The organism is Nocardioides hungaricus, assembly GCF_054782915.1.
The window spans coordinates 72,786-98,615 of the sequence record NZ_BAAGRO010000049.1 but is presented as its reverse complement, the minus strand read 5'-3'; the positions used below and the strand labels follow the sequence as shown (position 1 = coordinate 98,615).

Annotated in this window: 31 protein-coding genes; 9 read left to right on the top strand and 22 right to left on the bottom strand. The window is 73.8% G+C overall.

Going from position 1 to position 25,830, the window contains the following annotated elements; translation table 11 throughout:
* Nucleotides 1-11: 11 nt before the first annotated feature.
* On the bottom strand, nt 12-1,595 hold the full coding sequence (locus ACYVKX_RS18880) for a hypothetical protein (protein WP_460835221.1): 1,584 nt from the start codon (nt 1,593-1,595) through the stop codon (nt 12-14).
* Nucleotides 1,595-2,512, bottom strand: coding sequence for an ABC transporter ATP-binding protein (locus ACYVKX_RS18875; protein WP_460835220.1), 918 nt, complete (start codon nt 2,510-2,512; stop codon nt 1,595-1,597). The genes ACYVKX_RS18880 and ACYVKX_RS18875 overlap by 1 nt, the downstream gene beginning before the upstream one ends.
* Before the next feature lie 63 nt (nt 2,513-2,575).
* Between ACYVKX_RS18875 and ACYVKX_RS18870 the strand changes: the two genes are divergently transcribed.
* A complete protein-coding gene (locus ACYVKX_RS18870) occupies nt 2,576-2,938 on the top strand; it encodes a BlaI/MecI/CopY family transcriptional regulator (RefSeq protein WP_460835219.1) in 363 nt (120 codons plus the stop codon).
* Nucleotides 2,939-2,950: 12 nt separating this feature from the next.
* Nucleotides 2,951-3,766: a M48 family metalloprotease gene (locus ACYVKX_RS18865; RefSeq protein WP_460835218.1), complete on the top strand. Its 816-nt coding sequence runs from the start codon at nt 2,951-2,953 to the stop codon at nt 3,764-3,766.
* Nucleotides 3,767-3,770: 4 nt separating this feature from the next.
* On the opposite strand, the gene ACYVKX_RS18860 is transcribed toward ACYVKX_RS18865, so the two are convergent.
* The 4 genes from ACYVKX_RS18860 to ACYVKX_RS18845 are packed head-to-tail and all read right to left on the bottom strand — an operon-like array spanning nt 3,771 to nt 6,046.
* The gene (locus ACYVKX_RS18860) at nt 3,771-4,277 is read right to left on the bottom strand and encodes a SixA phosphatase family protein (RefSeq protein WP_460835217.1); all 507 of its coding nucleotides are present in this window, start codon (nt 4,275-4,277) and stop codon (nt 3,771-3,773) included.
* A gap of 4 nt (nt 4,278-4,281) precedes the next feature.
* The gene (gene fabI / locus ACYVKX_RS18855; protein WP_460835216.1) at nt 4,282-5,064 is read right to left on the bottom strand and encodes an enoyl-ACP reductase FabI; all 783 of its coding nucleotides are present in this window, start codon (nt 5,062-5,064) and stop codon (nt 4,282-4,284) included.
* Between the two features lie 4 nt (nt 5,065-5,068).
* On the bottom strand, nt 5,069-5,791 hold the full coding sequence (gene fabG, locus ACYVKX_RS18850) for a 3-oxoacyl-ACP reductase FabG (RefSeq protein WP_460835215.1): 723 nt from the start codon (nt 5,789-5,791) through the stop codon (nt 5,069-5,071).
* A 42-nt stretch (nt 5,792-5,833) separates the two neighbouring features.
* Complete coding sequence (locus ACYVKX_RS18845) at nt 5,834-6,046, bottom strand: dodecin (RefSeq protein ID WP_460835214.1); 213 nt, start codon at nt 6,044-6,046, stop codon at nt 5,834-5,836.
* 43 nt (nt 6,047-6,089) lie between these two features.
* On the opposite strand from ACYVKX_RS18845, the gene ACYVKX_RS18840 reads away from it, so the two are divergent.
* Together ACYVKX_RS18840 and ACYVKX_RS18835 are read left to right on the top strand one after the other, a co-directional pair.
* A complete protein-coding gene (locus ACYVKX_RS18840; RefSeq protein WP_460835213.1) occupies nt 6,090-6,407 on the top strand; it encodes a DUF3099 domain-containing protein in 318 nt (105 codons plus the stop codon).
* A 129-nt stretch (nt 6,408-6,536) separates the two neighbouring features.
* Entirely contained in the window at nt 6,537-6,755 is a 219-nt protein-coding gene (locus tag ACYVKX_RS18835) for an acetone carboxylase (RefSeq protein ID WP_460835212.1), read from the top strand.
* Nucleotides 6,756-6,793: 38 nt separating this feature from the next.
* On the opposite strand, the gene moaA is transcribed toward ACYVKX_RS18835, so the two are convergent.
* Nucleotides 6,794-7,786: a GTP 3',8-cyclase MoaA gene (gene moaA, locus ACYVKX_RS18830; protein WP_460835211.1), complete on the bottom strand. Its 993-nt coding sequence runs from the start codon at nt 7,784-7,786 to the stop codon at nt 6,794-6,796.
* A gap of 44 nt (nt 7,787-7,830) precedes the next feature.
* On the opposite strand from moaA, the gene ACYVKX_RS18825 reads away from it, so the two are divergent.
* A complete protein-coding gene (locus ACYVKX_RS18825) occupies nt 7,831-8,712 on the top strand; it encodes an SURF1 family cytochrome oxidase biogenesis protein (RefSeq protein WP_460835210.1) in 882 nt (293 codons plus the stop codon).
* 8 nt (nt 8,713-8,720) lie between these two features.
* On the opposite strand, the gene ACYVKX_RS18820 is transcribed toward ACYVKX_RS18825, so the two are convergent.
* Genes ACYVKX_RS18820 through ACYVKX_RS18810 form a run of 3 tightly spaced genes read right to left on the bottom strand, consistent with a single transcriptional unit; the run spans nt 8,721 to nt 12,093 of the window.
* Complete coding sequence (locus ACYVKX_RS18820) at nt 8,721-10,601, bottom strand: ABC transporter ATP-binding protein (RefSeq protein ID WP_460835209.1); 1,881 nt, start codon at nt 10,599-10,601, stop codon at nt 8,721-8,723.
* Nucleotides 10,602-10,611: 10 nt separating this feature from the next.
* Nucleotides 10,612-11,400, bottom strand: coding sequence for an enoyl-CoA hydratase/isomerase family protein (locus ACYVKX_RS18815; RefSeq protein ID WP_460835208.1), 789 nt, complete (start codon nt 11,398-11,400; stop codon nt 10,612-10,614).
* A gap of 33 nt (nt 11,401-11,433) precedes the next feature.
* Nucleotides 11,434-12,093 (bottom strand): maleylpyruvate isomerase N-terminal domain-containing protein, encoded by a 660-nt coding sequence (locus ACYVKX_RS18810; RefSeq protein WP_460835207.1) that lies wholly within the window; start codon nt 12,091-12,093, stop codon nt 11,434-11,436.
* Between the two features lie 75 nt (nt 12,094-12,168).
* Here ACYVKX_RS18810 and ACYVKX_RS18805 point away from each other — a divergent pair, with 75 nt between their 5' ends.
* The 4 genes from ACYVKX_RS18805 to ACYVKX_RS18790 are packed head-to-tail and all read left to right on the top strand — an operon-like array spanning nt 12,169 to nt 14,430.
* Nucleotides 12,169-12,453 carry a hypothetical protein gene (locus tag ACYVKX_RS18805; protein ID WP_460835206.1) on the top strand — a complete coding sequence of 95 codons (285 nt, stop codon included), beginning with the start codon at nt 12,169-12,171 and terminating at the stop codon, nt 12,451-12,453.
* The gene (locus ACYVKX_RS18800; RefSeq protein ID WP_460835205.1) at nt 12,450-13,670 is read left to right on the top strand and encodes a hypothetical protein; all 1,221 of its coding nucleotides are present in this window, start codon (nt 12,450-12,452) and stop codon (nt 13,668-13,670) included. The genes ACYVKX_RS18805 and ACYVKX_RS18800 overlap by 4 nt, the downstream gene beginning before the upstream one ends.
* 9 nt (nt 13,671-13,679) lie before the next feature.
* Nucleotides 13,680-14,021 carry a hypothetical protein gene (locus ACYVKX_RS18795; RefSeq protein ID WP_460835204.1) on the top strand — a complete coding sequence of 114 codons (342 nt, stop codon included), beginning with the start codon at nt 13,680-13,682 and terminating at the stop codon, nt 14,019-14,021.
* Nucleotides 14,011-14,430 (top strand): hypothetical protein, encoded by a 420-nt coding sequence (locus tag ACYVKX_RS18790; RefSeq protein ID WP_460835203.1) that lies wholly within the window; start codon nt 14,011-14,013, stop codon nt 14,428-14,430. Before ACYVKX_RS18795 ends, ACYVKX_RS18790 begins: the two co-directional genes overlap by 11 nt.
* 400 nt (nt 14,431-14,830) lie before the next feature.
* On the opposite strand, the gene ACYVKX_RS18785 is transcribed toward ACYVKX_RS18790, so the two are convergent.
* From ACYVKX_RS18785 to sufD, 12 genes are all read right to left on the bottom strand, one after another.
* Nucleotides 14,831-15,277 (bottom strand): TY-Chap domain-containing protein, encoded by a 447-nt coding sequence (locus ACYVKX_RS18785; RefSeq protein ID WP_460835202.1) that lies wholly within the window; start codon nt 15,275-15,277, stop codon nt 14,831-14,833.
* Between the two features lie 30 nt (nt 15,278-15,307).
* A complete protein-coding gene (locus tag ACYVKX_RS18780) occupies nt 15,308-16,906 on the bottom strand; it encodes an ABC-F family ATP-binding cassette domain-containing protein (protein WP_460835201.1) in 1,599 nt (532 codons plus the stop codon).
* Nucleotides 16,907-17,133: 227 nt separating this feature from the next.
* The gene (locus tag ACYVKX_RS18775) at nt 17,134-18,042 is read right to left on the bottom strand and encodes a phosphotransferase (protein WP_460835200.1); all 909 of its coding nucleotides are present in this window, start codon (nt 18,040-18,042) and stop codon (nt 17,134-17,136) included.
* A gap of 10 nt (nt 18,043-18,052) precedes the next feature.
* Complete coding sequence (locus tag ACYVKX_RS18770) at nt 18,053-19,624, bottom strand: ABC transporter permease (RefSeq protein WP_460835199.1); 1,572 nt, start codon at nt 19,622-19,624, stop codon at nt 18,053-18,055.
* Entirely contained in the window at nt 19,621-20,571 is a 951-nt protein-coding gene (locus tag ACYVKX_RS18765) for an ABC transporter ATP-binding protein (protein WP_460835198.1), read from the bottom strand. The genes ACYVKX_RS18770 and ACYVKX_RS18765 overlap by 4 nt, the downstream gene beginning before the upstream one ends.
* Before the next feature lie 9 nt (nt 20,572-20,580).
* Nucleotides 20,581-21,192, bottom strand: coding sequence for an acVLRF1 family peptidyl-tRNA hydrolase (locus ACYVKX_RS18760; RefSeq protein WP_460835197.1), 612 nt, complete (start codon nt 21,190-21,192; stop codon nt 20,581-20,583).
* A 222-nt stretch (nt 21,193-21,414) separates the two neighbouring features.
* On the bottom strand, nt 21,415-21,783 hold the full coding sequence (locus tag ACYVKX_RS18755; protein ID WP_460835196.1) for a metal-sulfur cluster assembly factor: 369 nt from the start codon (nt 21,781-21,783) through the stop codon (nt 21,415-21,417).
* A complete protein-coding gene (gene sufU / locus ACYVKX_RS18750) occupies nt 21,776-22,249 on the bottom strand; it encodes a Fe-S cluster assembly sulfur transfer protein SufU (RefSeq protein WP_460835195.1) in 474 nt (157 codons plus the stop codon). Before sufU ends, ACYVKX_RS18755 begins: the two co-directional genes overlap by 8 nt.
* Nucleotides 22,250-22,252: 3 nt before the next feature.
* Complete coding sequence (locus ACYVKX_RS18745; RefSeq protein ID WP_460835194.1) at nt 22,253-23,503, bottom strand: cysteine desulfurase; 1,251 nt, start codon at nt 23,501-23,503, stop codon at nt 22,253-22,255.
* Between the two features lies 1 nt (nt 23,504).
* Nucleotides 23,505-24,263 carry a Fe-S cluster assembly ATPase SufC gene (gene sufC, locus ACYVKX_RS18740; protein ID WP_460835193.1) on the bottom strand — a complete coding sequence of 253 codons (759 nt, stop codon included), beginning with the start codon at nt 24,261-24,263 and terminating at the stop codon, nt 23,505-23,507.
* The gene (locus ACYVKX_RS18735; RefSeq protein ID WP_460835192.1) at nt 24,260-24,613 is read right to left on the bottom strand and encodes a non-heme iron oxygenase ferredoxin subunit; all 354 of its coding nucleotides are present in this window, start codon (nt 24,611-24,613) and stop codon (nt 24,260-24,262) included. The genes sufC and ACYVKX_RS18735 overlap by 4 nt, the downstream gene beginning before the upstream one ends.
* On the bottom strand, nt 24,610-25,758 hold the full coding sequence (sufD, locus tag ACYVKX_RS18730; RefSeq protein WP_460835191.1) for a Fe-S cluster assembly protein SufD: 1,149 nt from the start codon (nt 25,756-25,758) through the stop codon (nt 24,610-24,612). The genes ACYVKX_RS18735 and sufD overlap by 4 nt, the downstream gene beginning before the upstream one ends.
* Between the last annotated feature and the right edge of the window lie 72 nt (nt 25,759-25,830).

Below are 25,830 nucleotides of genomic sequence, written 5' to 3'. Positions count from 1 at the left end.
CTCAGCCTGGCTCAGCCCGCCGCGAGGTCGCGCCGGGCCACCCACGGCACGGTGAGCGCCACGACCACCAGGGCCGAGCCGAGCAGCGCGACCCACGTGCCCGGCGCCACGGGGTCGACCGGCACCTTCCCGAGGAGTTCGATCGGCGACAGGTTCCGCGCCCACTGCGGGAGCTGGAGGGTCTCGCCGAGCAGGGCCACGACGGTCGCCCAGAGCAGCACCGCCCACCCGGCCACCGCGATGCGCGGCGACACCGCGAGCAGGGCGAGGGCGACCGCGACGATGACCGCGCCGGGCGCGACGTACGACAGCGTCACGAGCGCGGCCTCGACCGCCGTCCCCAGGGTCGCGCCGGTGGCGAGCGCGCTCACCCCGAACGCCAGGCCACCCGCGAGCAGCGTGAGCACGAGCGCGGCCCCGGCCACACCGCAGCAGGTCGTCCAGTACCGCCGTCGGGACACCGTGGCGGACAGGACGACGCCGGTGCGGCCGACCGACTCCTCGGCGGCGTACCGGGTCACCGCCTGCAGTGCCGCGGCCGTCGCGATCAGCCCGATGAGCGAGCTGCCGATGTAGGTCATCAGCTCGTCGGGGCTGTCCGCGCTGCCGATGAGCGCCTCGCCGAGCGCGGCGTTGTCGCGGAGGACGGTGCGCATCTCCTCGGAGAGCAGGCCGGCGGCCGCGCCCCAGGCCGCGGCGCCGATGGCCCACCCGAGCGTCGCGCCCCGCACGACGTGCAGCGCCAGGCCCAGCGGGGTGCGGACCGTCCCCTCGGTCGGACCCCGCCGCGGCGCCACCAGCCCGCCGCCGAGGTCGCGCCGGGCGCGGACGGCCAGCGCCCCGGCGTGGAGGGCGAGGGACAGGGCGGCGAGGGCGGCGTAGGGCCACCACGGCGCGCCGGGGCCGTACGGCGAGGTGGCGCCGAACCAGCCCATCGGGGTCGTCCACGGCAGGTCCCAGAACCGCCCGTCGATCACCGCCCGGATCGCGTAGGCGCCCCCGAGCCCGGCGAACGCCAGCGCACCGGCCGACCGGGCGGACTGGCTCGTCTCGGCGCACAGGAACCCGAGCCCGGCCGCCGCGAGCAGGAACAGGGCGAGGGCGACCGCGTAGCGGGCCGTGCCGCCCGGGTCGTACCCGGCGCGGACGACCCCGCCGAGCACGATCAGCGCCGACGCCACGACCACTCCGGCCACGGTCAGCATGGCTGCGGCGAGCGGCGCGAGCCGGCCGACCTGCATCGAGGTGAGCAGGTCGGCGCGGCCGACGTCCTCCTGGGCACGGCTGACGCGGATGCTCAGCAGGAGCACCATCGCCGGCAGGAGCAGCAGCCCGAAGAGCCCGACCTCGTAGACGCCGATGCCCCCGATGACGTCCAGGTCCGACGGCGGGCCGTTGAACGCCGCCGTGGCCGGCGAGCGCCCCAGCGTGGCCGCGTAGCTCGCCCGGTCCGCGGCGGTCGCGTAGAGGTTGGCGACCCCGGTCATCACCGCGGTCACCGTGCCCGCGACCACGACCGTGGTGAGCAGCAGGGAGAGCCGCACCGTCCGCAGCTGCAGGAGGAGGAGCCGGCCGGTGCCGGCGAGCCGGTCCATCAGCCCTCCGCTCCGACCGGCTCCGTCTCGCGCTCGTAGTGCTGCCGGAACAGCTCGTCGAGCGACGGCGGCTGCACGGTGAGCGCGGTCGGGCCGAGCCGCAGCACCCGCTCCAGCACCTCGGTCAGGCGCTCGGGGTCGACCCGCAGCACCAGGTGCACGCCCCGCGGCGTGGCCCGCTCGGCGACGACCGCGACGTCGTCCCAGCCGCGTACCTCGGTGCCGTCGGCAGCGGTGAAGTCGATCGTCGAGGTGGACTCGGAGCGCAGCCCGGCGAGGGTGCCGTCGTGCACGATCCGGCCGGACCGGATGATGCTGACCCGCTCGCAGAGCGCCTCGACCTCGCTCATGATGTGGCTCGAGAGCAGGACGGCCGCGCCCTGGTCGACGCGCTCGCGGACCACCGCCTGGAACTCGGCCTCCATCAGCGGGTCGAGGCCACTGGTCGGCTCGTCGAGGAGCAGCAGGTCGGCGTCGGTCGAGAGCGCCGCGATCAGCCCGACCTTCTGCTTGTTGCCCTTGGAGTAGGTCCGCGTGCGCTTGCCGGCGTCGAGGTCGAACCGCTCGATCAGCTCCGTGCGCCGCCCCGGGTTGGGACGCCCCTGGAGGGCGCCGAGCAGGTCGATGCACTCGCCTCCGGTCAGGCCCGGCCAGAGCGTGACGTCGCCGGGCACGTAGGCGATCCGCTCGTGCGCGCGCACCGGGGCCGACCACGCGTCGTGTCCGAAGATCGCCGCGGCGCCGCTGTCGAGCCGGAGCTGGCCGAGGACGGCGCGGATGGTGGTCGACTTGCCGGCGCCGTTGGGCCCGAGGAAGCCGACCACCTCCCCCGGCTGGACGACCAGGTCGATCCCGTCGAGGGCCCGGACCTGGCCGAAGGTCTTCACGAGGCCACGGCACTCCAACGCTGCAGTCATGACTACTACAGTAGTAGTACGACGCTGATAGTCAAGGGTCGTCAGGCCCTCTAGACTGTGCCCATGGTCGCGCTGGGGTCCCTGGAGAGGGCGGTCGTCGAGTGCCTGTGGCAGTCCGACGGCCCCGCCACGGCGCGCGAGGTGCACGAGTGCCTCGCCCGATCACGCGAGATCGCCTACACCACCGTGAACACCACGCTCCAGCGGATGGCGCGCAAGGGGCTCGTGCACGAGTCCCGGGCCGAGCGGGCCTTCCGCTACTCGGTCGCCGCGACCCGCGAGGAGGTCTTCGACGAGCTCCTCAGCGACGCCCTCGGCGTCGCGGGGGATGCCGACGCCGCCCTCGTCCGCTTCGTCGGGAACCTCGACGAGAGCGGGCGTACGGCGCTGCGGGCCGCTCTCGACCGCGCCGACGAGCCCCGGTAGCCGGCCATGGGCGTGACGGTGCTCCTGCTCGCGGCGATGGCCAGCTCGGTCGCCGGGCTGACCGCCGCGTCCCGGGGCCGGCTCCCGCGTGCGCTCCCCTGCTCGGCCGTCCTCGTCCACTGGATGGCGCTGCTCGCCCTCCCCTTCGCCGTGCTCTCCGCCGTGGTCGTCCTGTCCGCGCACCGCAACGTGCCGGGCCGCTCGCTGGGCGTGGCCGCCCTCGCCGTCGCCGGCCTGGCCTGCCTCGTGGTGCTGGCCGAGTTCGTCCGGGCCAACGACCGGGCCCGGCGCGAACGGCGGCGCCATGCCGACCTGGTCGGCCTGATCGCGACCCAGGAGGCGTCGGTGCTGGTCGTCCCCCACGAGCGCCGGTTCGCCTACTCCGTGCCCCAGTGGCGCGGCGGCCAGGTGGTCGTGTCCGCCGGCGTCCGTACGACGCTGCCCGCCACGCTGCAGCAGGCGATCCTGGCCCACGAGCGCAAGCACCTCTCGGCGCGCCATCATCTGCTCCTCCAGGCCACCGCCGCGCTCGCCCGGCGCACCCGCCTGGCGTGGGCACACGGGGTGGACGCCCGGTCGCGCGAGCTGGTCGAGCTCAACGCCGACTGTGCCGGGCGGCGCAGCACCGACCGCGAGACGATGGCCGCGGCCATCGAGGCGCTGACCGCCGGCGTCGCGGACCGGCGGGTCGCCTTCGCCCGCTCCGAGCGGGCCCGCTGCGGCCACCTGACGACGCTGGCCACGGCGATCGTCGCGATGCTCCTCGTACTGGTGCCGACCGTGGCGCTGATGTCCGCCCGGCTGCTCGGCGACTGCCCGTTCCTCTGACGCCTCAGCCGCGCCCGACGTGGAAGGCCGCCAGGCGCGCCGAGCCCTCGGCGAGGTCGGCCCAGGCGCCGGCGTACTCGAACACGGCGGTCGCGCTGGTCGGGAAGCCGGAGAGCAGCTTGCCCTCGAGCTCGGGGTCGCCCGCGCCGTCGCCGAGGAGCTGGGCGAGGTAGGCCATCGTCGGGTTGTGGCCGATCACGACGAGCGTCCGGACTTCCTCGTCGACCAGCGAGATCAGGTCGACCGCGGTCGCCGGCTCGGCGGCGTACAGCCCGCGGTCGTAGTCGGGCTCGAGGTCCCAGCCGCCGCCGTCCGCCAGCGCGGCCCAGGTCTCCCGGGTGCGGCGCGCGGCGGAGACGAGGGCGTGCTCCGGCTCGACACCCTCTCCGGCGAGCCAGGCGCCCGCCTCCGCGGCGTCGCGGTGGCCGCGCTCGGCCAGCGGCCGGTCGAAGTCGGTCGGGCCGCCCTGCTCGGCCTTGGCGTGCCGCATGACCACCAGACGACGACTCACCAGGTCATGCTCCCATCGCGTGGAACCCGCCGTCCACGTGCACGATCTCGCCGCTCGTGGCCGGGAAGAGGTCCGAGAGCAGTGCGCAGACCGCCTTCGCGGTCGGCTCCTGGTCGGTGTTGTCCCAGCCGAGCGGCGCGCGGGTGCTCCACATCGCCTCGAGGTCCTCGAAGCCCGGGATCGCCTTCGCCGCCAGCGTCCTCAGCGGCCCGGCGGACACCAGGTTGACCCGGATGCCCGCGGGGCCGAGGTCGCGCGCGAGGTAGCGCGCGGTGGACTCCAGGCCCGCCTTGGCCACGCCCATCCAGTCGTAGGCCGGCCAGGCGACCGAGGCGTCGAAGGTCAGCCCGACCACGGAGCCGCCGCCGGCCATGAGCGGCCGGCACGCCTGCGTCAGCGACATCAGCGAGTACGCCGAGACCTGGACCGCCTGCGCGACGTCCGGCCACGGTCCGGTGAGGAACCTGCCGCCGAGCAGCGTCTCCGGGTTGCCGTAGGCGATCGAGTGCACCACGCCGTCCAGGCCGGCATCGGGACCCAGGTGCTCGCGCACCTGCGCCGCCAGCCCGGCGAGGTGGTCCTCGTCGGTGACGTCGAGCTCCAGGACCGGCGGCTCCACCGGCAGCCGCCTCGCGATCCGGCGGGTGATGCCGAGCGCGCGGCCGAAGTTCGAGATGAGCACGGTCGCGCCCTGCTCCTGCGCCACCCTCGCGGTGGCGAAGCCGATCGAGCTGTCCATCGTCACGCCCGCGACGAGGATCCGCTTGCCGTCGAGAATGCCTGCCATCGGTTCAGTGCCCCATTCCGAGTCCACCGTCGACCGGGACGACCGCCCCGGTGACGTACGCCGCGCCGGGGCCGGTCAGCCACAGCACCGTGTCCGCGATCTCCTCGACCGCGCCGTACCGCCCCAGCGGCACCTGCGCGAGGATCGCGGCCCTCTGGTCCTCGGTCAGCACCCCGGTCATGTCGGTCTCGATGAAGCCGGGGGCGACGACGTTCGCGGTGATCGACCGGGAGCCGAGCTCGCGCGCGATCGAGCGGGCCATGCCGACCAGTCCGGCCTTGGAGGCGGCGTAGTTGACCTGCCCGGCCGACCCGAGCAGCCCGACGACCGAGGAGATGAACACGATCCGGCCGCGCCGGAGCCGCAGCATGCCCTTCGCGGCGCGCTTGGCCAGCCGGAACGAGCCGGTGAGGTTGGTGTCGAGCACCGACGACCAGTCGTCGTCGGACATCCGCAGCAGCAGGGTGTCGGCGGTGATGCCGGCGTTCGCGACCAGCACCTCGACCGGGCCGTGCGCCTCCTCGATGGTCGCGAAGGCCGCCTCGACCTGCTCGGCGTCGGTGATGTCGCAGCGGACGTCGAGTGCACCGTCGGGGGCGCCGCCGCTGCGGGTCGTCACCGCGACCCGGTCGCCGTTCGCGACGTACGCCTGCGCGATCGCGCGGCCGATGCCACGGTTGCCGCCGGTCACGAGGACCGACCTGGGCTCCTGTGCGGTGCTGTCCACGGGGCTCGACGCTAGCGACTACCGGTGGGTACGCCGAAAAGGTCAGTCGTCCTCGAGTCGGAAGCCGACCTTCATGCCGACCTGGAAGTGCTCGACCTCGCCGTCCTTGATCTGGCCGCGCACCTGGGTCACCTCGAACCAGTCCAGGTGGCGCAGCGTGCGGCCGGCCCGCTCCACGCCGTTGCGGACGGCCTCGTCGATGCCGTCCGGGGAGGTGCCGACGATCTCGGTGACACGGTAGGTGCGGTTCGTCATGACTCCGAGACTAGCGATGCCGCCAGCGACGTACGATGGCGCAATGGCCAAGGACCTCCGTCGGAAGCCGGATGAGGCGGTCCGGATCACCACGGCCGCCACCAGCCCGCAGGCGGACATCTCCGCCCGCCAGCGCCGCTACGTCGTCTCGATGACGATCCGGACGCTGTGCTTCCTCGCCGCGATCGTGGTCGGCCCGGGCGTGCTGCGCTGGGTGCTCGTCGCGGCCGCCGTCCTGCTCCCGTACGCCGCCGTGGTGATGGCGAACGCGACCAGCTCGAAGTCCGACGGCTTCGAGCTCCCGCCCGGGCAGCCGGGCGCCGCCGAGCTCCCGCCGGGCAGGCCCCGCGCCGAGGAGTAGCCGAGCCTTGGACGACTCCCGGCAGCGTGACAGAATCGCCCGCGCGAGCCGGGTCTCCCCCGTCTCGGTTCGCCGCAGCGGTGCCGGGCGGCTTCCCCCGTGGTCGTCCGGCACCGCTCCACTGCCAAGATGGCACCCGTGACCGACGCCGAGATCTGCTCCGCGAAGGGCTGTCAGGCGCCCGCGACCTGGGAGCTGCGGTGGAACAACCCGAAGCTGCACACTCCCGACCGCCGCAAGGTCTGGCTCGCCTGCGCCGACCACCGGCAGTCGCTCTCGGACTTCCTCGCCGCGCGGCAGTTCCTGCGAGACGTCGTCCCGCACGCGCAGGACGAGTCGTCCTCCTGAGGGCGGCGTAGAGGGCCGCGAGAGGCGGACGAGTCGGCTCAGCCGCCGATCGCCGACATCGGGCGGTCGGGCTGGAGGAACGCCGGGTCGTCGATGCCGTGGCCGGCGCGCTTGCCGCGCATGGCGACCACCCAGCGGTCGGCGATCTCCGCGTCGCTCGCCCCCTCGCGCAGCGCGGCCCGCAGGTCGGACTCCTCGCGGGCGAAGAGGCAGTTGCGCACCTGCCCGTCGGCGGTGAGCCGCACCCGGTCGCAGTCGCCGCAGAACGGGCGCGTGACGCTGGCGATCACGCCGACGGTCGCCGGGCCGCCATCGACCGCGAACAGCTCGGCCGGCGCGCTGCCCCGCGGCTCGGCCGCCGGCGCCAACGTGAACTCTGTCTCCAGCCGGGCGAGGATCTCGTCCGCGGTGACCATGCCCGCACGGCTCCAGCCGTGCTGGGCGTCCAGCGGCATCTGCTCGATGAACCGCAGCTGGTAGCCCTCGGCGACGGCCCAGCGCAGCAGCTCGGGCGCCTGGTCGTCGTTGATCCCGCGCATCAGCACCGCGTTCACCTTCACCGGGCCCAGCCCGGCCTCCTGCGCGGCCGCGAGGCCGGCCAGGACGTCGGCCAGCCGGTCCCTCCGGGTGATCTCGCGGAACGACTCGCGCCGGATGCTGTCGAGGCTGACGTTGACCCGGTCGAGGCCGGCATCGGCCAGCGCGTGCGCCGTACGCGCCAGGCCGAGGCCGTTCGTGGTAAGCGAGGTCTCGACGCCGAGGGCGCTGGTACGCCGCACGATGTCGACGAGTCCCCGGCGGACCAGCGGCTCGCCGCCGGTGAACCGCACCTCGCGGATGCCGAGCAGCTCGACCCCGATCCGGACCAGCCGGACGACCTCGTCGTCGGTGAGCACGTCGTCGTTCGGGAGCCAGTCCAGGCCCTCCGCGGGCATGCAGTAGGAGCAGCGCAGGTTGCACCGGTCGGTCAGCGAGACCCGCAGGTCGGTCGCGACCCGGCCGTACCGGTCCTCGAGCGCTCTCGTGTGCACCCCTGCAGTCTACGACGGTCATGGTCGCCGGATAACCTCGTCGGGTGCGGTCGTGGCGCTTCCTCCTGACGCGACGGTGGGTGCTCTTCGCGCTCGTCGTCGTGCTGCTCTGCTACGCCGCGTGGTGGCTCGGCCGGTGGCAGTTCGACCGGCTCCAGGACCGCAAGCAGAGCAACGGCGTGGTCCTGGCGAACGAGGAGAGGGATCCGGTGCCCGTCACCGATGTGCTCTCCCGCGACGGCGAGGTGACCGCGTCCGACGAGTGGCGGCAGGTCACCGCGACCGGCTCGTACGACGCCGGACAGACCGTCCTGGTCCGCTACCGCACCCGCGACGGCCAGTCCGGGGTCGACGTCCTCGTCCCGCTGGTGACCGCCGACGGCACCGCGCTCATCGTCAACCGCGGCTGGATGGCGACCGACAACCAGGGCGGCGGGCAGGTCGACGTGCCGCCGCCCCCGACCGGTCGGGTCACCGTCGACGGCTGGGTCCGCGCCGACACCTCGGGCGGGGCCACCGAGGTCGAGGCGCTCTCCACCCGGGCGATCTCCAGCGAGCGGATCGCCCAGGCGATCGGCTATCCGGTCTTCGACGGGTTCATGGAGCTGCGCTCCGAGGGCGGGCAGGCGGCCGCGGGGCTCCAGCCGGTCGAGTTGCCGGAGCTGAACAACGGGCCGCACTTCTTCTACGGGCTCCAGTGGTGGTTCTTCGGGGTGCTCGCGATCGTCGGGTTCGGCTACCTGGCGTGGGACGAGCGGCGCTCCGCGCGGCGCGACGACGAGTCGGAGCGCACCGAGGTCCTCGGCGAGCGCAAGCGGCGCCGCGCCGACCGGGCCGCGCGGAAGCAGGCCGTGCGCGCGGCGTACCAGCGGGCCTACGAGAAGGAGCGGCAGGAGCGGGAGAGCGCCCGCTCCGGCTCGCCGTAGCCGACCGGTCAGGCCGGGGTCCGGGAGCTCTCCAGGAACTGGGTGCGGTACAGGTCGGCGTAGAGGCCGCCCTCGGCCAGCAGGCTCGCGTGCGTGCCGCGCTGCACGACCCGCCCCTCGTCGACGACGAGGATCTGGTCGGCGCCGCGCACGGTCGAGAGCCGGTGGGCGATCACGAGCGACGTGCGCCCCGTCAGCGCGGCGTCGAGCGCCCGCTGTACGGCCGCCTCGGACTCGCTGTCGAGGTGCGCGGTCGCCTCGTCGAGGACGACGATCGGCGGCGCCTTCAGCAGCAGCCGGGCGATCGCGAGCCGCTGCCGCTCGCCGCCGGAGAGCCGGTAGCCGCGGTCGCCGACGACCGTGTCGAGGCCGTCGGGCAGCGCGCGGACCAGGGTGGCGATCTGGGCGGCCGCGAGGGCGTCCCAGACCTCGCGGTCGGAGGCGCCCGGGCGCGCGTAGCGCAGGTTGGCCCGGATCGTGTCGTGGAACATGTGGGCGTCCTGGGTGACGTAGCCGACCGCGTCCTCCAGCGACTGCAGCGTCACGTCGCGGACGTCCCGGCCGCCGACCCGGACGGCGCCGGCGCCGACGTCGTACAGGCGGGCGACGAGGTGGGTGATCGTGGTCTTGCCGGCGCCGGAGGGGCCGACCAGGGCGACCATCTGTCCGGGCTCGGCGGTGAAGCTGATGTCGTTGAGCACCGGCCCGCCGTCGCGGGACTCGGTGCGGGCGACCGTCTCGAGCGACGCGAGCGAGATCTCGTCGGCGCGCGGGTAGGCGAACGCCACGTGGTCGAACTCCAGCCGGCCGGCGATGTGCGGGAGCACGGCGGCGCCGGGCCGCTCCTGGATCATCGACGGCAGGTCGAGGACCTCGAAGACGCGCTCGAAGCTGACCAGCGCCGTCATCACGTCGATGCGCACGTTCGACAGGCTCTGCAGCGGGCCGAGCAGCCGCAGCAGCAGCGTGGCGAGCGCGACCAGGGTGCCGACGGTCAGCGTCTCGTCGATGGCGAGCTGGCCGCCCACGCCGTACACGAGCGCGGTCGCGAGCGCCGGCACCGTCATCATCGAGGCGGCGAAGATCCGGGTCAGCAGCGAGATCCGGACGCCGAGGTCGCGCACGGTCGCGGCCTTGGTCGCGAAGAGGGCGTCCTCGTCGGCGCGCCGGCCGAAGAGCTTGAGCAGCATCGCGCCGCCGACGTTGAACCGCTCGGTCATCGCGTTGCCCATGTCGGCGTTGCCGTCCATCTGCTCGCGGGTCAGGCCGGCGAGGCGGCGACTGACCCACCGCGACATGAGCAGCAGCAGGGGGAAGACCGCGAGGCAGAGCAGTGTGACCTGCCAGCTGAGCGCGATCATGGCGATGCCGACGACGATCACCGAGATCGTGCTGGAGACGGTGCTCGACAGCGTCGAGGTGAACGCCCGCTGGGCGCCCACCACGTCGTTGTTGAGGCGCGAGACGAGCGCGCCGGTCTGGGTGCGGGTGAAGAACGCGAGCGACTGCCGCTGGACGTGCCCGAAGACACGGGTGCGCAGGTCGTAGATGAGCCCCTCGCCGATCCGCGAGGACAGCCAGCCCTCGCCGACCGACAGCAGCGCGGTCACCAGGGCCGCGCCCGCCATCGCGAGGGAGAGCGTCACGACGATGCCCCGGTCGCCGGCGACGATGCCGTCGTCGATGATCCGCTGCGCGAGCAGCGGCGAGACGACGACCAGGCCCGCGTCGACGACGGTCAGGGCGAGGAAGACCGCGATCAGGCGGCGGTGCGGGCGGGCGAAGCCGAGGACCCGCCGGACGGTGCCGCGCTCGATCCGGCTGTGGACCACGCTGCGGTCCGACCGCAGGTGCCGCCACGCGGCGCCTGCTCCCTGCATCCCCGACATGGCGCCTCCCCTACTGCTGCATCAGTGCGGCCAACTCCCGGAGCCGCCGGGTCTGGGCCTCGCGCTCCAGGCGCCGCTGCTCGTCCAGGCTCCGGTCGGCGGCCCCCTGGAGCAGCGCCTTGGTCTCGCGGACCGCTCCGGCCATCGGCGCGGTCAGGGCGGCGGCGAGGTCAGCGACGGTCGCGTCCAGCTCCGCGGCAGGTACGGCGGTCAGCGCGATGCCGATGTCGACGGCCTCGGCCGCGCCGACCATCCGCGCGGTCGCGCAGATCTCGAGTGCCCTGGCGTACCCAACGCACTCGACCAGCGGCCTTGTTCCCGTCAGGTCGGGCACCAGGCCGAGCGCGGACTCTCTCATGCAGAGCTGGGCGTCGTCGGCCAGCACCCGCAGGTCGCAGGAGAGCGCGAGCTGGAAGCCGGCCCCGACGGCGTAGCCCTGCACCGCGGCGATCGAGACGAAGCGCGGGTCGCGCAGGAACGTGAAGCCCTGCTGGTACTCGTCGATGGTCGCCGACAGCTCGCCGTCGGAGAGGCCGAGCAGCCCCGCCACCGACTCGGCTCCCGAGGTGTCCGCGGGGTCGAGCATGGCCCGGTCGAGACCCGCCGAGAACGAGTGCCCGGAGCCCCTGACGACCACCACCCGCACGTCGCCGGGGATCTCCGTGCCGATCGCGGCGAGCGCCCGCCACATCGCCGGCGTCTGCGCGTTGCGCGCCTCGGGCCGGTGCAGGGTGATCGTGGCGACCGGGCCGTCGACGGCGTACCGGAGGCCGGCGGCGGCGAGCGTCTCGGGGTCCATGACCCAGACCCTAGGCGGCGGCATCGACAGGTATCAGCCGAGGGCCGGCAGCCGCTCGCCCAGGGCGCCCAGGCCGTCGGGGACCGGGCGCCGGCCGGCGCCGACCAGCACGGTCTCCTCGGCGCTCCACTCCGGCGGCAGCGGCCCGCCCGCGAGCGCCTCGACCGTGGCCCGCGCGAGGCCCAGCGCGCTCGCCGGCACCTCCTCCTCGCTGCGCAGGTCGAGCTGGTGGATCGCGTCCTCGACCGCCCACACCGCGAGGAAGTCGCCCGCGGCGAACACGTGTCCCTGCCACAGGTACGACGCCTCGACGACCGCGGCGCAGCCGCGGGTCATCGCGGCCGCGACGTCGCGGAGCTGGGCGCACGCCGACGCCGGCCGCGCGTACGCCGCGGTGCGCCGGCGCTGGGCCATCAGCGGCACGACCGGGTCACCGCCGTACTCCTCCGCGAACGCGCGCCAGTAGGACGCCGCGTCGACGGTCGGGGCGCGGTCGGTGGCCGACACCAGCCCGCCCAGCATCTCCTGCCAGCCCGCGATCACGTGCACGACGACGTCGAGGCGGGTCCATCCGTGGCACCGGGACGCGCCGAGGAGCTCCCACTCGTCGAAGCCGTCGACGGCGCGCACGAACGCCGCCACCGACTCGGAGAACGCCCGGCGCCCGGTCTGGAGGTCCACCCGCAGGTCCATGCGACGACCGTAGTTGTTTCGCGCCCGGCACGCGCTGGGTAGACCTGGGGCAGGCACCCGTCAGTCACTCGGGAGGTGGACGTGTCCTACCCGGAGCTCGAGGTCCGTCCCGAGGACCTCACCCAGATCGGCAGCACGCTCGACGCAGCGGGCAGCGGCCTGTTCGCGCGCGCCCCCGACCTGGACATCGCGCCCGACGCCGGCCGCTCGAGCGGCGAGCTGGCGAAGGCCCTGACCTCGCTCGCCACGGCCGTCGCCGGACTGTCCAGCGAGATCGGCACGCTGGCCGAGAGCACCGGCGCCGTGAGCGACATGTTCGTCGCCACGGACGCCGCCGTCGGCTCGGAGTTCGCGCCATGACCGAGGTCCTCGACACGCGGGTGTACGGCGACGCCGCGGCGTGCCGCGCGGCGGCGTCGAGCGCCGCCGGGGTGCGCTCCGCGCTGGCCGGCGCCGAGTCGTCCTCGGCCGACGCGCGGTCGACCGCGTCGGGCTCCTGGCAGGGCCGGGCCGGAGCCGCGTTCGAGGGCCGGATGGACGTGCTGGTCGCCGACCTCCGCACCCTGACCGACCGGATCGAGACGATCGAGGGCGGCCTCACCGACTTCGCGGGCGAGCTCACGGTGGTCGAGGAGCAGATGGCGTCGGCCCGGTCCACGGCCGCCGCGGGCGGTGTCGCCGTGAGCGGCACCGACATCACCCGCCCGGTCGCCCCGGAGCAGCTCAGCCAGGGCCAGGTCGACGCGTTCAACGCCAAGGTCGAGGCGTGGAACCAGGCGGTGGAGATCGCCGACGGTGCCCGCGTCAAGGAGACCGAGGCGCACGACCGGCTCGGCGCCAAGATCTCTGCGTCCACCGGCGACGGCTTCATCGAGGACCTGCTGCAGCGGCTCGGGCTGCTGCCTCCCGACTTCGCCGACGGCGACGACGTCGGCGCCTACCTCGTCGGCCTCGGCGGGCTCGGCTTCGGCGCCGCGACCTCGTACCTGGTCGCCTCGCGGTACGGCCGCTTCCAGCCGCGGATCGACGGGCGCTTCGCCTCGCCGTACGGACTCACCTTCGGCGAGCGCTTCCGGGCCGGCCTCACTCCCGGACGCAGCTTCCACGCCAACCCGTACCAGGCCGGCACCCGCGGCGCCTGGACGACCGCCGGCCGCTGGGCCGGCCGCGTCGGCACCGTCGCCACGGCCGGCTTCGCCGGCTGGAACCAGTGGCAGGCGGACGCCGACGACCCGTCGATCAGCGGCGTGGAGCGCGGCGCGCGGGCCACGACCGTCGGCCTCTCGGCCGCCGGCGGCGCCTGGGCGGGCGCCCAGGGCGGCGCGTGGCTCGGCGGCGCGATCGGCACGGCGATCTTCCCCGGCGCGGGCACGGCGATCGGCGGCGTCGCCGGCGGCCTCATCGGCGGTGCCGTCGGAGGCTTCGTGGGCAGCGAGTTCGGGATGGCGGTCATGGGCGGCGTCGGTGACGCGACGGAGGCCACCGTCGACGCCATCGGCGACGCGGGCGGGGCCGTCGCCGACTGGGCCGGCGACACCGCGGGGAACGTCGCGGACGCCGTGACGTTCTGGGACTAGAGACACGCGATGGCACCCCTCGTGATGATCCTCGGCGGGCTGGCGCTGGCCGCGCACAACGTCTGGCAGCGGCGGGGGCGCTCGTCCGCGGCCCGCGCCTGGGCGGACCCCGGTGCCGGCGCCCTCACCCGTCGCGCCGTACTCGTGGTCCGGCCGCTGATCGCGGTCGTGCTGGTGCTCGGCGCGCTGCTGCTCCTGCTCGACAAGGTGGCGGCGGCCACCGTGGTCCTCGGCCTCGCGATCCTCGCGGGCCTGCTCCTGATCGGCGCCTGGACGATCCTGCCGCTGCCCGTCCCCGCGGTCCTCCAGCCCGGCTGGTACCGGCGACGGAGCGATGCCCGTGTCCACTGACCTCCGGCTGCCCACCGGCTGGGAGGTCGTCGCCGACCCGGCCGTGGGCACGGTCCTCGTCGCCGCCGAGCCCGAGCGCGACGGCTTCCGCGCGAACCTGGTCGTCACGACGGTGCCGTGCGGCGGGCTCTCGTTCCCGGCGTGGCAGGCCGGCACCGACGTCGTGCTCGGCCGCGCCCTGGACCGCTATCTCGTGATCGACCTGGAGCGGCTGGACGTCGGCGGCCGACCCGGCGGCCGGCGGCTCGCGCACTACGTCGGCCCGCGCGGCGAGGCGCTCACGATGGAGCAGTGGTTCACCGCGGCCGACGACGTCGGGCACACCCTCACCGCGACGGTCCCCACCGCCCGCTACCTCGACCTCGGCGCCGCGGTCGCCCGCGCCGCGGACTCCTGGCGACCGCTGTGAACCTCGACCTCGTCGTCGCCGGCCCCTCCGTCCGGCTCGTCCACCGGGTCCGGACCGGACCCGAGAGCGCCACCCTGCTGCTCGCGGTCCACGAGGACGCCCACCAGGAGGTCGAGGAGGCGCTCGAGCTCCTCCCCGCCGCGCTCGTCCGGCTCGCCCGGCTCCGGCCGCGGAGGCTCGTCACTCCGGCCGGGCCCGTCGCCGCGGACCCCGACCTGGTCGCGGCGCTGCTCGCCGAGGACCGCGCCGTACGCCGGGCCGCGCTGGACACCGTCGGCGCGGACTTCGCCTGGCGGCTCAGCGGGGACGCGCCGACGACGGTCGCGATCGACGGGCCGGGCGGCCTGCACGTCCTCGACCCGGTCTCCGGCTGCTTCCCGCCGGAGACCAACACCGCCGTCTACCGCCGGTTCGTGCGGTGCTGCAGCGCGGCGGGGTCCGCGCCGAGCACCCGGAGCGCCGCCGCGCCGAGCCGGCCCGCGGCGGCGACCTCGGCGCCCGACGGGTCGGTCCACCAGTAGTTCGGGTAGGCCGGCTGCGTCCCGGTCGGGTCGTCGTCGCCCGGCGCCCGCCAGCCCAGGGCCCGCAGCGAAGCGTGCTGCTCGTCGGTCACCGGCCAGTCCCCGCCGAAGTGGTCGCGCGACCCCACGCACTCGGCGAAGAGCGCGCCGTCGTGGCGGAGAAACTGCACGTATCGCACCGGAGGCGGGGCGGCGCGGCGGCGCAGGAGGCCCCGGGCCGGCCCGGGCTCGGGCGGCTCCTCCTCCGCGACCAGGCTCTCCATCTCGCCGAGGCTCTCGATCTCCCCGACGAGCTCGCGCTCGAGCCGGTGCCAGGTGTCGTCCACGCGGCCGACGCTACCGCTCCGTGGTCGGGCTCAGGCGAGCGAGACGAGGTCGGCGTACTCCTCGTTCCAGAGGTCCTCGACGCCGTCGGGGAGGATCAGCACCCGGTCCGGCTCGAGCGCGAGGACCGCCCCCTCGTCGTGGGTGACCAGGACGATCGCGCCCTCGTAGCTGCGGATCGCGGCGAGCACCTCCTCGCGCGAGGCCGGGTCGAGGTTGTTGGTCGGCTCGTCGAGGAGCAGCACGTTCGCGCTGGAGACGACCAGGCTCGCCAGCGCGAGCCGCGTCTTCTCGCCGCCGGAGAGCACCTTGGCCGGCTTGTGGGCGTCCTCGCCGGAGAAGAGGAACGAGCCGAGCACCGAGCGTGCCTCGGTGTCGGTCAGCTGGGGCGCCACGCTCTGCAGGTTCTCCAGCACCGTGCGCTCGACGTCCAGCGTCTCGTGCTCCTGGGCGTAGTAGCCGACCTTGAGGCCGTGCCCGGGGACGACGGCGCCGGTGTCCGGCCGGTCGACGCCGGCGAGGATGCGCAGCAGCGTGGTCTTGCCGGCGCCGTTGAGGCCGAGGACGACCACCCGGGAGCCCTTGTCGATGGCCAGGTCGACGTCGGTGAAGACCTCGAGCGAGCCGTAGGACTTCGACAGCTCGGCCGCGGTGAGCGGGGTCCTGCCACACGCGGCCGGCTTCGGGAACGCGATCCGCGCCACCTTGTCGGCCCGCCGCTCGCCCTCGACGTCGGCCATCAGCCTCTCGGCGCGCTTGAGCATCGACTGTGCGGCCTGGGCCTTGCTGGCCTTCGCGCGCATCCGGTTCGCCTGGTCGGTGAGCGTCTTGGCCTTGTTCTCGGCGTTCATCCGCTCCCGCTTGCGGCGCTTCTCGTCGGTCTCGCGCTGGGTCAGGTACGCCTTCCAGCCCATGTTGTAGACGTCGATCTCGGCGCGGTTGGCATCGAGGTGCAGCACCCGGTTCACGGTCTCCTCGAGCAGCCCGGTGTCGTGGCTGATCACGATCAGGCCGCCCTTGTGCGCCCTGAGGAACTCCCGCAGCCACACGATCGAGTCGGCGTCGAGGTGGTTGGTGGGCTCGTCGAGCAGCAGCGTGTCCGCGCCGGAGAAGAGGATCCGCGCCAGCTCGACCCGGCGGCGCTGGCCGCCGGAGAGGGTCCGCAGCGGCTGGCCGAGCAGCCGGTCCTCGATCCCGAGGCTGTGCGCGATCTGCGCGGCCTCGGACTCGGCGGCGTACCCACCCCCGGCGTGCAGCTCGGCGTCGGCCCGCTCGTAGTGGCGCATCGCCCGCTCGCGCACCTTCGGGTCGTCGCTGGCCATCTCGGCCTCGGCCCGCCGGAGCCGGCGTACGGCGTCGTCGAGGCCGCGCGCGGACAGGATCCGGTCCCGGGCGAGCACGTCGGGGTCGCCGGTGCGGGGGTCCTGCGGCAGGTAGCCGACCGGGCCGGTCGCCTGGACGGTGCCCGCGGCCGGCAGCGCCTCGCCGGCAAGGATCTTCGTGAGCGTGGTCTTTCCGGCGCCGTTGCGCCCGACCAGACCCACCTTGTCGCCGGCGGCGACGCGGAAGCTGACGTTCTCCATGAGCAGGCGCGCGCCGGCCCGGACCTCGAGCTGGTGGGCGGTGATCATGCGGGGTCCCCGCGGAATCGGGTGGTGGCGGAGCGCGGCGGGGCAGCCGCGCGACTCCGTGGGGTGAGGATCATGAGGGCAGGAAGTCTAGGGTCGAGCGCCGTCCGGCCCGACATCGGCGGGTGCGGTCGGGTCGCGGCCGGAGCCGCCGATGGTCGTGGATTGGTCACCAACCGCAGACTTCCGGCCCGAAATGTTGCGGTTGGTGACCAATCCGCAACGCCGGATCAGCCCTCGACCAACGCCTCCAGGTGCGCGAACTGCCGCTGGAGGGCGCGCAGGTGCGGCGCGACCGCCGGGTGCCGGTACTTCCCGGCCAGGGCACCCTCGCCCCCGGCGACCCGGGCCAGCGCCCACTCCGCGCGGCTCAACACCGTGTAGACCGCGGTGACCCGGGCGCCCAGCGTCACCTCGTCGCGGGTGGCGAGGCCGTCGGGCAGCCCCATCAGGTAGGCGTCGAGCAGCGGCTCGAGCTCCTCGCGGGCGGCGAGCGCGTAGTAGCCGAGGTCCGAGCCGACCGGCCCGGTCCCGAGCATCGCCCAGTCGATGGCGACCACGTCGTCCGCGTCGCGCCCCGGCAGGTTGGCGGGTACGGCGTCGCCGTGGGTCGGCACCTGCACGAGTGCGTCGGAGCGAGCGAGCAGCTCGCCGCGTCGGGCCCAGAGCACCTCGGCGACGTCCGCGACCGTCGTACGGGCCAGCGTCCTCCAGCCGCCGTGCCGCTCGACGCGGGCCATCCGGTCGCGGAGCAGGTTGCGCGCCAGCCAGGGCTGCGGCGCCAGCCGCCCGCCGGCGAACCGGCCGAGGGCGTGGGCGACGAACAGCCCGCTGGTCGCGGCGTCCTCGACCCACTCCTCGGTGATCGTGACACCCCCGGCGTCCTCCTCGACCGAGCCCATCCGCGGCGCCCGCAGGCCCGGCGTGTCGAGCACCAGCCCGGCAGTGACCACGTCGGCGGCCCGCCGCCAGTACGCGAAGTGGCGTGGGTCGGACAGCTCGGCCGGGTCTCCCGCGGCGGGCGCGCCGATCCGCTTGACGACCACCGCCTGGTCCCCGAGCACCGCGCGCCAGACGCCCACGGTCGACCCGCCGGTGCCCCCGGGGAGTGCGACCCACCCGGGCTGGGGCTGCCACATGCTCCGCAAACTAGTGCACGTCGCGCCGCCGGAAGGCCAGCTGGCCCGCGACACTCAGGAGCACCGCGACCGCGCCGACGCCCACCACGGCCAGCCAGTCGACGTCCTGGGCCGGCACCAGCGCGAGGTGCTCGAACGGCGAGACGTCCTGGACCCACTGCGGGATCGACAGCAGGTCGCCGAACAGCACGACCACGGCCGCCCCCACCAGCGGCAGCCACGCGGCCGCCATGAGTCGCGGGGCGACGCCGTACAGCAGTCGCGCGACGCCGCTGAGCACGAGTACGGCGGGCGCGTACTGCAGCGGCGGCACCGCCAGCCGCCAGAGCTCGTCCGAGGTGCCGGTGACGAGCGAGTACCCGGCCGCGAGGCCGAGTCCCGACCCGAGCAGCGCGAGCACGGTCCCGGCCGTCGTCGTCGCGACGTGCCCGAGCAGCCACCGGGTCCGCGGGAGCGCGGTCGCGAGCACCAGCTCCAGGTGGCCGCCGTCCTCCTCGCCGCGGGGCCGCAGCGTCGAGAAGATCGCGAACCCGCACACGACCAGGGCGAGCGTGATCATCGACGTCGCGTAGAAGCCGTCCACGATGCCGCTGCCGCCCTGGAGGAACATCTCCTGCGACGCCCGGGAGTCGCCGACGAGGTCGGCGACGTCGTTGCCCATCGAGCCGTACACGAGCCCGAGGACCAGCATGCCGGCCGCCCAGCTGATCACCGGCGCCCGCTGGAGCCGCCAGGCCAGGCCGTACCCGCCGGACAGCGACGCCGGCGCCCGCGCGGGCCCGGGACGCGCGGCGAACACGCCCGCGCCGTGGTCGCGCCGGTCGAACAGCCGCCACGCGACGGCGGCCGCGGTCGCCGTACCGGCCAGGAGGAGCAGCGCCGGCCACCAGCGCAGACCGGAGTAGGGGTGCATCGCCTGGTACCAGCCGATCGGCGACAGCCAGCTCGCGACGCCGTTCCCGATGTCGCCGACGGCACGGAGCACCCAGGACAGCGCGAGCACGACGCCCGCCAGCCCGTACATGGCGCGCGTGCTGGCCACCACCTGCGCCGCGACGAGCGCGGTCGCCGAGAAGAGCCACCCGCAGAGGGTCAGCCCCAGGCCGGTCGCGACCGAGTCGGGCACGGCCAGGCCGTAGAGCACCAGGCTGCCCCCGACCAGGACACCGAGGACGGCGTTCGCGAGCAGCGCGGTCGCGAACGCGGCGGTCGTGGGCGCGAGCCGACCGACGGCCGTGGCCCGCAGCAGCTCGTCGCGGCCGGTCTCCTCCTCGGCCCGGGTGTGCCGGCCGACGAGGAACATGCTCATCAGCCCGGCGACGATCGCCCCGAACGCCGACGCCTGCCAGAAGACCTGCCCACCGGTGGTGTTCAGCGCGCGGGCGGGGCCGGCCATCGCGACGAACGCGGCGTTGCTCGCCATGCTCGCGGCCGCGCGGTCGAACTCCTCCTGGGTGGCGTAGAGGCCGTCGACGCTCACCGCCTGACTGACGTAGAGCAGCATCGCGCCGAGCCCCCACCACAGCACCAGCCAGCGGTCGCGGCGCAGGAACAGCCGGAGGAACGCCGGCCAGCCGGTCATCCCGCGTCCTCCACCCGGTCGTCCTCCACCCGGTCGTCCTCCACCCGGTCGCCCTCCACCCGGTCGCCATAGTGGCGCAGGAACAGCTCCTCCAGCGTCGGCGGCTGGCTGGTCAGGGTGCGCACGCCGGAGCGGAGCAGGACCTGGAGGGCGCCGTCGAGCTGGGCGGTGTCGACCTGGAACCGGACCCGGGTCCCATCGACGATCAGGTCGTGCACGCCGGGTACGCCGCCCAGCGGCTCCGGCGCGCGCTCCAGCTCGGCGCTCACCGACGTGCGCGTCAGGTGACGCAGGTCGGCGAGCGTGCCGGACTCCACGACCTTCCCGGCGCGGATGATGCTGACCCGGTCGCCGAGCTGCTCGACCTCGGCGAGGATGTGGCTGCTCAACAGCACGGCATGGCCGCGGTCGCGGAAGGCGTCGACGTACCGCTGGAAGACCTCCTCCATCAGCGGGTCGAGGCCGGCGGTCGGCTCATCGAGCACGAGCAGGTCGACGTCGGAGGCGAGTGCCGCGACGAGCGCGACCTTCTGCCGGTTGCCCTTGGAGTAGGCGCGCCCGCGCTTGGTGGGGTCGAGCTCGAACGCCTCGACCAGCTCCTTGCGGCGGGCCTCGTCCAATCCGCCGCGGAGCCGGCCGAGGAGGTCGATGACCTCGCCCCCGGTGAGGTTGGGCCACAGGCTCACGTCGCCGGGCACGTAGGCGAGCCGCCGGTGCAGCTCGGCCGCCCGGCTCCACGGGTCGCCCCCGAAGAGGCGCACCTCGCCGCCGTCCTTGCGCAGCAGGCCGAGCAGCACCCGGATCGTGGTGGACTTCCCGGCGCCGTTCGGACCGAGGAAGCCGTGCACCTCCCCCGATGCCACGCTCAGATCCAACCCGTCCAGGGCCCGGAGGGACCCGAACCGCTTCACCAGGCCGCGGATGTCGATGACACGCTCGTCCGTCACCCTTCGACGTTAGCGGTTGTGGACCGCGATGTGGGCGCTCCGCGCGTCGGCGACGGCCTGCTCCAGGATCCCGCGCTTCGGGTCGGGTACGGCGAGCCAGTCGGTCGTCGGCCGCCGGCAGCTCTGGAGCCGGGCGTCGGCGAGCACCTCGTGGACGGCGGCCCGGTCGCCGCCGGTGACCAGCGGGCCGGCGAGCCCCGAGAGGATCCGCGCCGCGTGGTCGGCCGCCGCCTCGTACGCCTGCCGCGCCTGGTTGTCCCGTCGTCGCGCGAACCGCTGCTGGCTCTGCCCGCCCGCCTTGGTCCGGCCCTGGACGTGGCGCTGCCCGACCTTGCTGGCGGTCATCCGTGCACCGCTGAGCCGGGCGACCGCGAACCCGCCCTTGCGGACGAGCAGCACGCCCCAGTCGTCAGGGGCCTCGATGGCGTCTGCGAATGCTCGCGCGTCCGGCTCGCCGGCGTACTCCTGGTCGAAGGGGAGGCGCGCCGCGAAGGTGCTGCCGTCGGTCGCCGTGCCGCCCAGCGCGCCGTCGGCGACCGTCAGCGCGGTCTCGCCGTGGCGGGCGGTGAAGTTCCCGACCCAGCGCGCCACCCGGTCGACGGGCACGAGGACGACGGGCATGGGACGAGCCTGTCAGGGGTTCCCTGATGTTGTCAGGGGTTGCAACGGCCGACAACGTCAGGGATCCCCGGCTGACCGGGGATCCCGACACGACTCAGGCCCGAGCCACCCACCAGCCTCAGGTCTCGAGCCGCCCGTCGCGGGTTCGCAGGCTCACCCGCGGGGCTCCCTCAACCTCCTCGAGGTGCTTGCGCCAGCAAGCTGGCGCAAGCACCTCACACTTCAGACGTTGAACCCGAGCGCCCGCAGCTGCTCGCGGCCGTCCTCGGTGATCTTGTCCGGGCCCCACGGGGGCATCCAGACCCAGTTGATGGCGACGTCGTTGACCAGGCCCTCGAGGGCGCCGTTGGTCTGGTCCTGGATCACGTCGGTGAGCGGGCAGGCCGCGGAGGTGAGCGTCATGTCGATGACCGCGTTCGAGTGCTCGTCGACGTGCACGCCGTAGACCAGGCCGAGGTCGACGACGTTGATGCCGAGCTCGGGGTCGACGACGTCCTTCATCGCCTCGGTGACGTCGTCGACCGACACAGTGGAGACGCCGCCGCCGGTGGCCTCGGGCACGTCGGGGAGATCGGAGTAGTGGTCAGCCATGAGCGGTCTCCTCGGTCTCGACAAGCTCGACCACCGCGGTCGCGGTGGCGTCCTTCCAGGCCATCCACGACAGTAGCGCGCACTTCACGCGGGCCGGGAACCTCGCGACACCGGCGAACGCGATGCCGTCCTCCAGCACGTCCTCGTCGGGCTCGACGGTCCCCTTGCCCTGCATCAGGGTCAGGAAGCTCTCGTGGATCGACATCGCCTCGTCCACGGAGCGGCCGATCACGAGGTCGGTGAGCACCGACGCGGACGCCTGCGAGATCGAGCAGCCGACGGCGTCGTACGACACGTCCTCCACGACCCCATCCGCGACGTGCACGCGCAGCGTGATCTCGTCACCGCAGGTCGGGTTGACGTGGTGCACCTCCGCCTCGAAGGGCTCCCGGAGGCCCTGGTGGTGCGGGAACTTGTAGTGGTCGAGGATGATCTCCTGGTACAGCGCGTCGAGCTCCTGGGTCATCGCTCAGCCCAACCCGAAGTACGAGCGGGTGTATTCCAGGCCCTCGACCAGCGCGTCGATCTCGGCCGGCGTCGTGTAGAGGTAGGACGACATCCGAGTCGAGCTCTGCACGCCGAACCGCGCGTGCGCCGGCTTCGCGCAGTGGTGGCCGGCGCGCACCGCGATGCCGCGCGAGTCGAGCACCTGGGCGACGTCGTGCGGGTGCACGCCGTCGATCTCGAACGAGATCGCGCCGCCGCGCGCCGCCGCGTCGAGCGGGCCGAGCACGGTCAGCCCGGGCACGGTCCGCAGGCCCTCCAGGGCGTACGCCGTGATCGCCTGCTCGTGGCGGTGGATCGCCTCCATCCCGACGTGGGACAGGTAGTCGACCGCGGCGCCGAGCCCGACCGCCTCGACGATCGGCGGGGTACCGGCCTCGAAGCGGTGGGGCGCCGAGGCGTACGTCGAGCGGGCCATCGTCACCGTCTCGATCATCTCGCCACCACCGTGGAACGGCGGGAGCTCGTTGAGCAGCTCCTCCCGGCCCCACAGCACGCCGATGCCGGTCGGCCCCACCGTCTTGTGGCCGGTGAAGACCAGGAAGTCGCAGCCGGTGGCGGCCACGTCGACCGGCAGCTGCGGCGCCGCCTGGGAGGCGTCGATCACCGAGTGGGCGCCCACGGCGGCGGCCCGGGCCGCGAGGTCGCGCACGGGGTTGATCGTGCCGAGCATGTTCGAGACCCAGGTGAACGCGACCACCTTGGTGTGCTCGTCGATCAGCGCGTCGGCGTTCGACAGGTCGAGCTCGCCGTCGTCGGTCAGCCCGAACCAGCGCAGCTCGGCCCCGGATCGCTCGCACGCCAGCTGCCACGACACGATGTTGGAGTGGTGCTCCATCTCGGTGATCACCACGTTGTCGCCGGGGCCGAGCTCGATCGTGCGCGCCAGCAGGTTCAGCGCCTCGGTGGCGTTCTTGGTGAACACCACCTCGTTGCGCGACGGCGCGTTGAGGAAGGCGGCCACCTTGTCGCGCGCCGCCTCGTACGCCTCGGTCGACTCGGCGCCGAGGGTGTGCATCGCCCGCGCGATGTTCGCGTTGTGCCGCTCGAGGTGGTCGACCATCGTGTCGATGACGACCTGCGGCTTCTGCGAGGTGTTGGCGCTGTCGAGGTAGACCAGCGGCAGCCCGCCCGCGACCGACCGGCCGAGGATCGGGAAGTCGGCGCGGATCACCTCCAGCTCGGGGAGGAGGCCGGCCAGCTGGGTCGTGGTCACCTCAGACCGCCGCCCCGGTGTACTTCTCGTAGCCGTTGGCCTCCAGCTCCTCGGCGAGCTCCGGGCCGCCGGACTCGGCGACCCTGCCGTCGACGAACACGTGCACGTGGTCGGGCCGGATGTAGCGCAGGATCCGCGTGTAGTGCGTGATCAGCAGGACGCCCTTGCCCTCCTGCTCGCGGAACCGGTTCACGCCCTCGGAGACGATCTTGAGCGCGTCGATGTCGAGCCCGGAGTCGGTCTCGTCGAGGATCGCGAACCTCGGGTCGAGCAGCTCGAGCTGGGCGATCTCGTGGCGCTTCTTCTCCCCGCCGGAGAAGCCCTCGTTGACCGAGCGCTGGGAGAACGTCGGGTCGAGGTTGAGGTGGCCCAGGGCGGCGTTGACGTCCTTGACCCACGTGCGCAGCTTCGGCGCCTCGCCGTCGAGGGCGGTCTTCGCGGTGCGCAGGAAGTTCGCGACCGAGACGCCGGGGACCTCGACGGGGTACTGCATCGCCAGGAACAGCCCGGCCCGCGCCCGCTCGTCGACCGACATCGCGAGGACGTCCGCGCCGTCGAGGGTGACCGAGCCGCCGGTGACGGCGTACTTGGGGTGGCCGGCGACGGAGTACGCCAGGGTGGACTTGCCGGACCCGTTGGGCCCCATGATCGCGTGCGTCTCGCCGTCCCCGATGGTCAGCGTGACGCCCTTGAGGATCTCCTTGGGCCCGTCCTCGGTGTCGACCGAGACCTGCAGGTCCGTGATCTCGAGAGTGCTCATGAGGGGGTGACTCCGTTCGAAGTGGTTGTCGTGTCGACGAAGACGTCTCCGTCGCGGACCTCCACGGGGAAGGTCGCTACTGGTTCGGTGGCCGGCAGCCCGGTCGGCTTGCCGGTGCGGAGGTCGAAGCGCGAGCCGTGCAGCCAGCACTCGACGGTGCAGCCTCCCCCGGGGTCGGCGGAGACCTCGCCCTCGCTCAGCGCGACGGCCGCGTGGGAGCAGAGGTCCTGCAGCGCGAAGACCTCGCCGCCCTCGCAGCGGGCGATCGCGATGTCGTACGCACCGACGGTGACGCCGAGCGCCTCGTCGGTCGGCACGTCGGCGACCGCACAGACTCGCTCGAAGCTCACCGGGCCTCCTGGAGGAGGTTCTTGGCGAGCTCCGTCTCGACGGTCTCGAGCAGCTGCTCCTCGATCGACGGGATGCCGACCTTGCGGATCAGGTCGTTGAAGAAGCCGTGCACGACCAGGCGGTGCGCCTCCTGCTCGGAGACGCCGCGCGAGCGCAGGTAGAACAGCTGCTCGTCGTCGAAGCGAGCGGTCGCGGACGCGTGGCCCGCGCCCTCGATCTCGCCGGTCTCGATCTCGAGGTTCGGCACCGAATCGGCCTGGCAGCCGTCGGAGAGGACCAGGTTGCGGTTCTCCTCGTAGGTCTCGATGCCCTCGGCGACCTTGCGGATCAGCACGTTGCCGATCCAGACCGTGTGCGCGCCCTGGCCCTGCAGCGCGCCCTTGTAGAGGACGTGGCTCTTGGTCCTGGGCGCGTTGTGGTCGGCGAAGAGCCGGTGCTCGAGGTGCTGGCCCGCGTCGGCGAAGTAGAGGCCGAGCAGCTCGGCGTCGCCGCCGGGGCCGGCGTACTCGACGTTGGCGTGCATCCGCACGACGTCACCGCCGAAGGAGACCGAGGTGTGCTTGACGCTGGCGTCGCGGCCGACCCGGATCGCGTCGCGGCCCAGGTGGACGGCGTCGTCCGCCCAGTCCTGCAGCGACAGGATGTTGGCCACGGCGCCGTCGCCGATCAGCGCGGTCGTGATCGCGGAGTAGCGCGCCGAGCCGGTGTGCACGATCGCGATCGTGGCCCGCGCGTGCCGGCCGACGCGGATCAGCAGCCGGCCCCAGGCCAGGTCATCGACCGACTCGCCGTGCAGCCGCAGCACGATCGGCTCCGCGGCCTCGGCGTCCGCCGGGACGTCGAGCAGCAGCGCGCCGCCGGCGTGCGCCGCGGCCAGCGCGGACGGCCGGTCGTTCGGCGCGAGCTCGCCGATTTCCCGCGCCTGCTCGGCGGTGATCTCGGTGAGCGTCACGCCCTCGGGCAGCGTCGTGGTCCACGTGAGGTGGGCGTCGGACGCCTCGCCGTCGAGGATCCCGCGCAGCCGCTTGAGCGGCGTGAAGCGCCAGATCTCCTCGCGCCCGGTCGGCACCGGATGGTCCGCCAGGTCGTAGGAGCCGGGCGGGTTGAGGTGGCTCTCGATCGTCTGCTCGAGGGCAGACGCCACGCTTTCGCGAACCGTGTCAGTCGCTGTCACTACTACGTCTACTTTCCATTGCTACCTGCGGAAGGCGGTCGA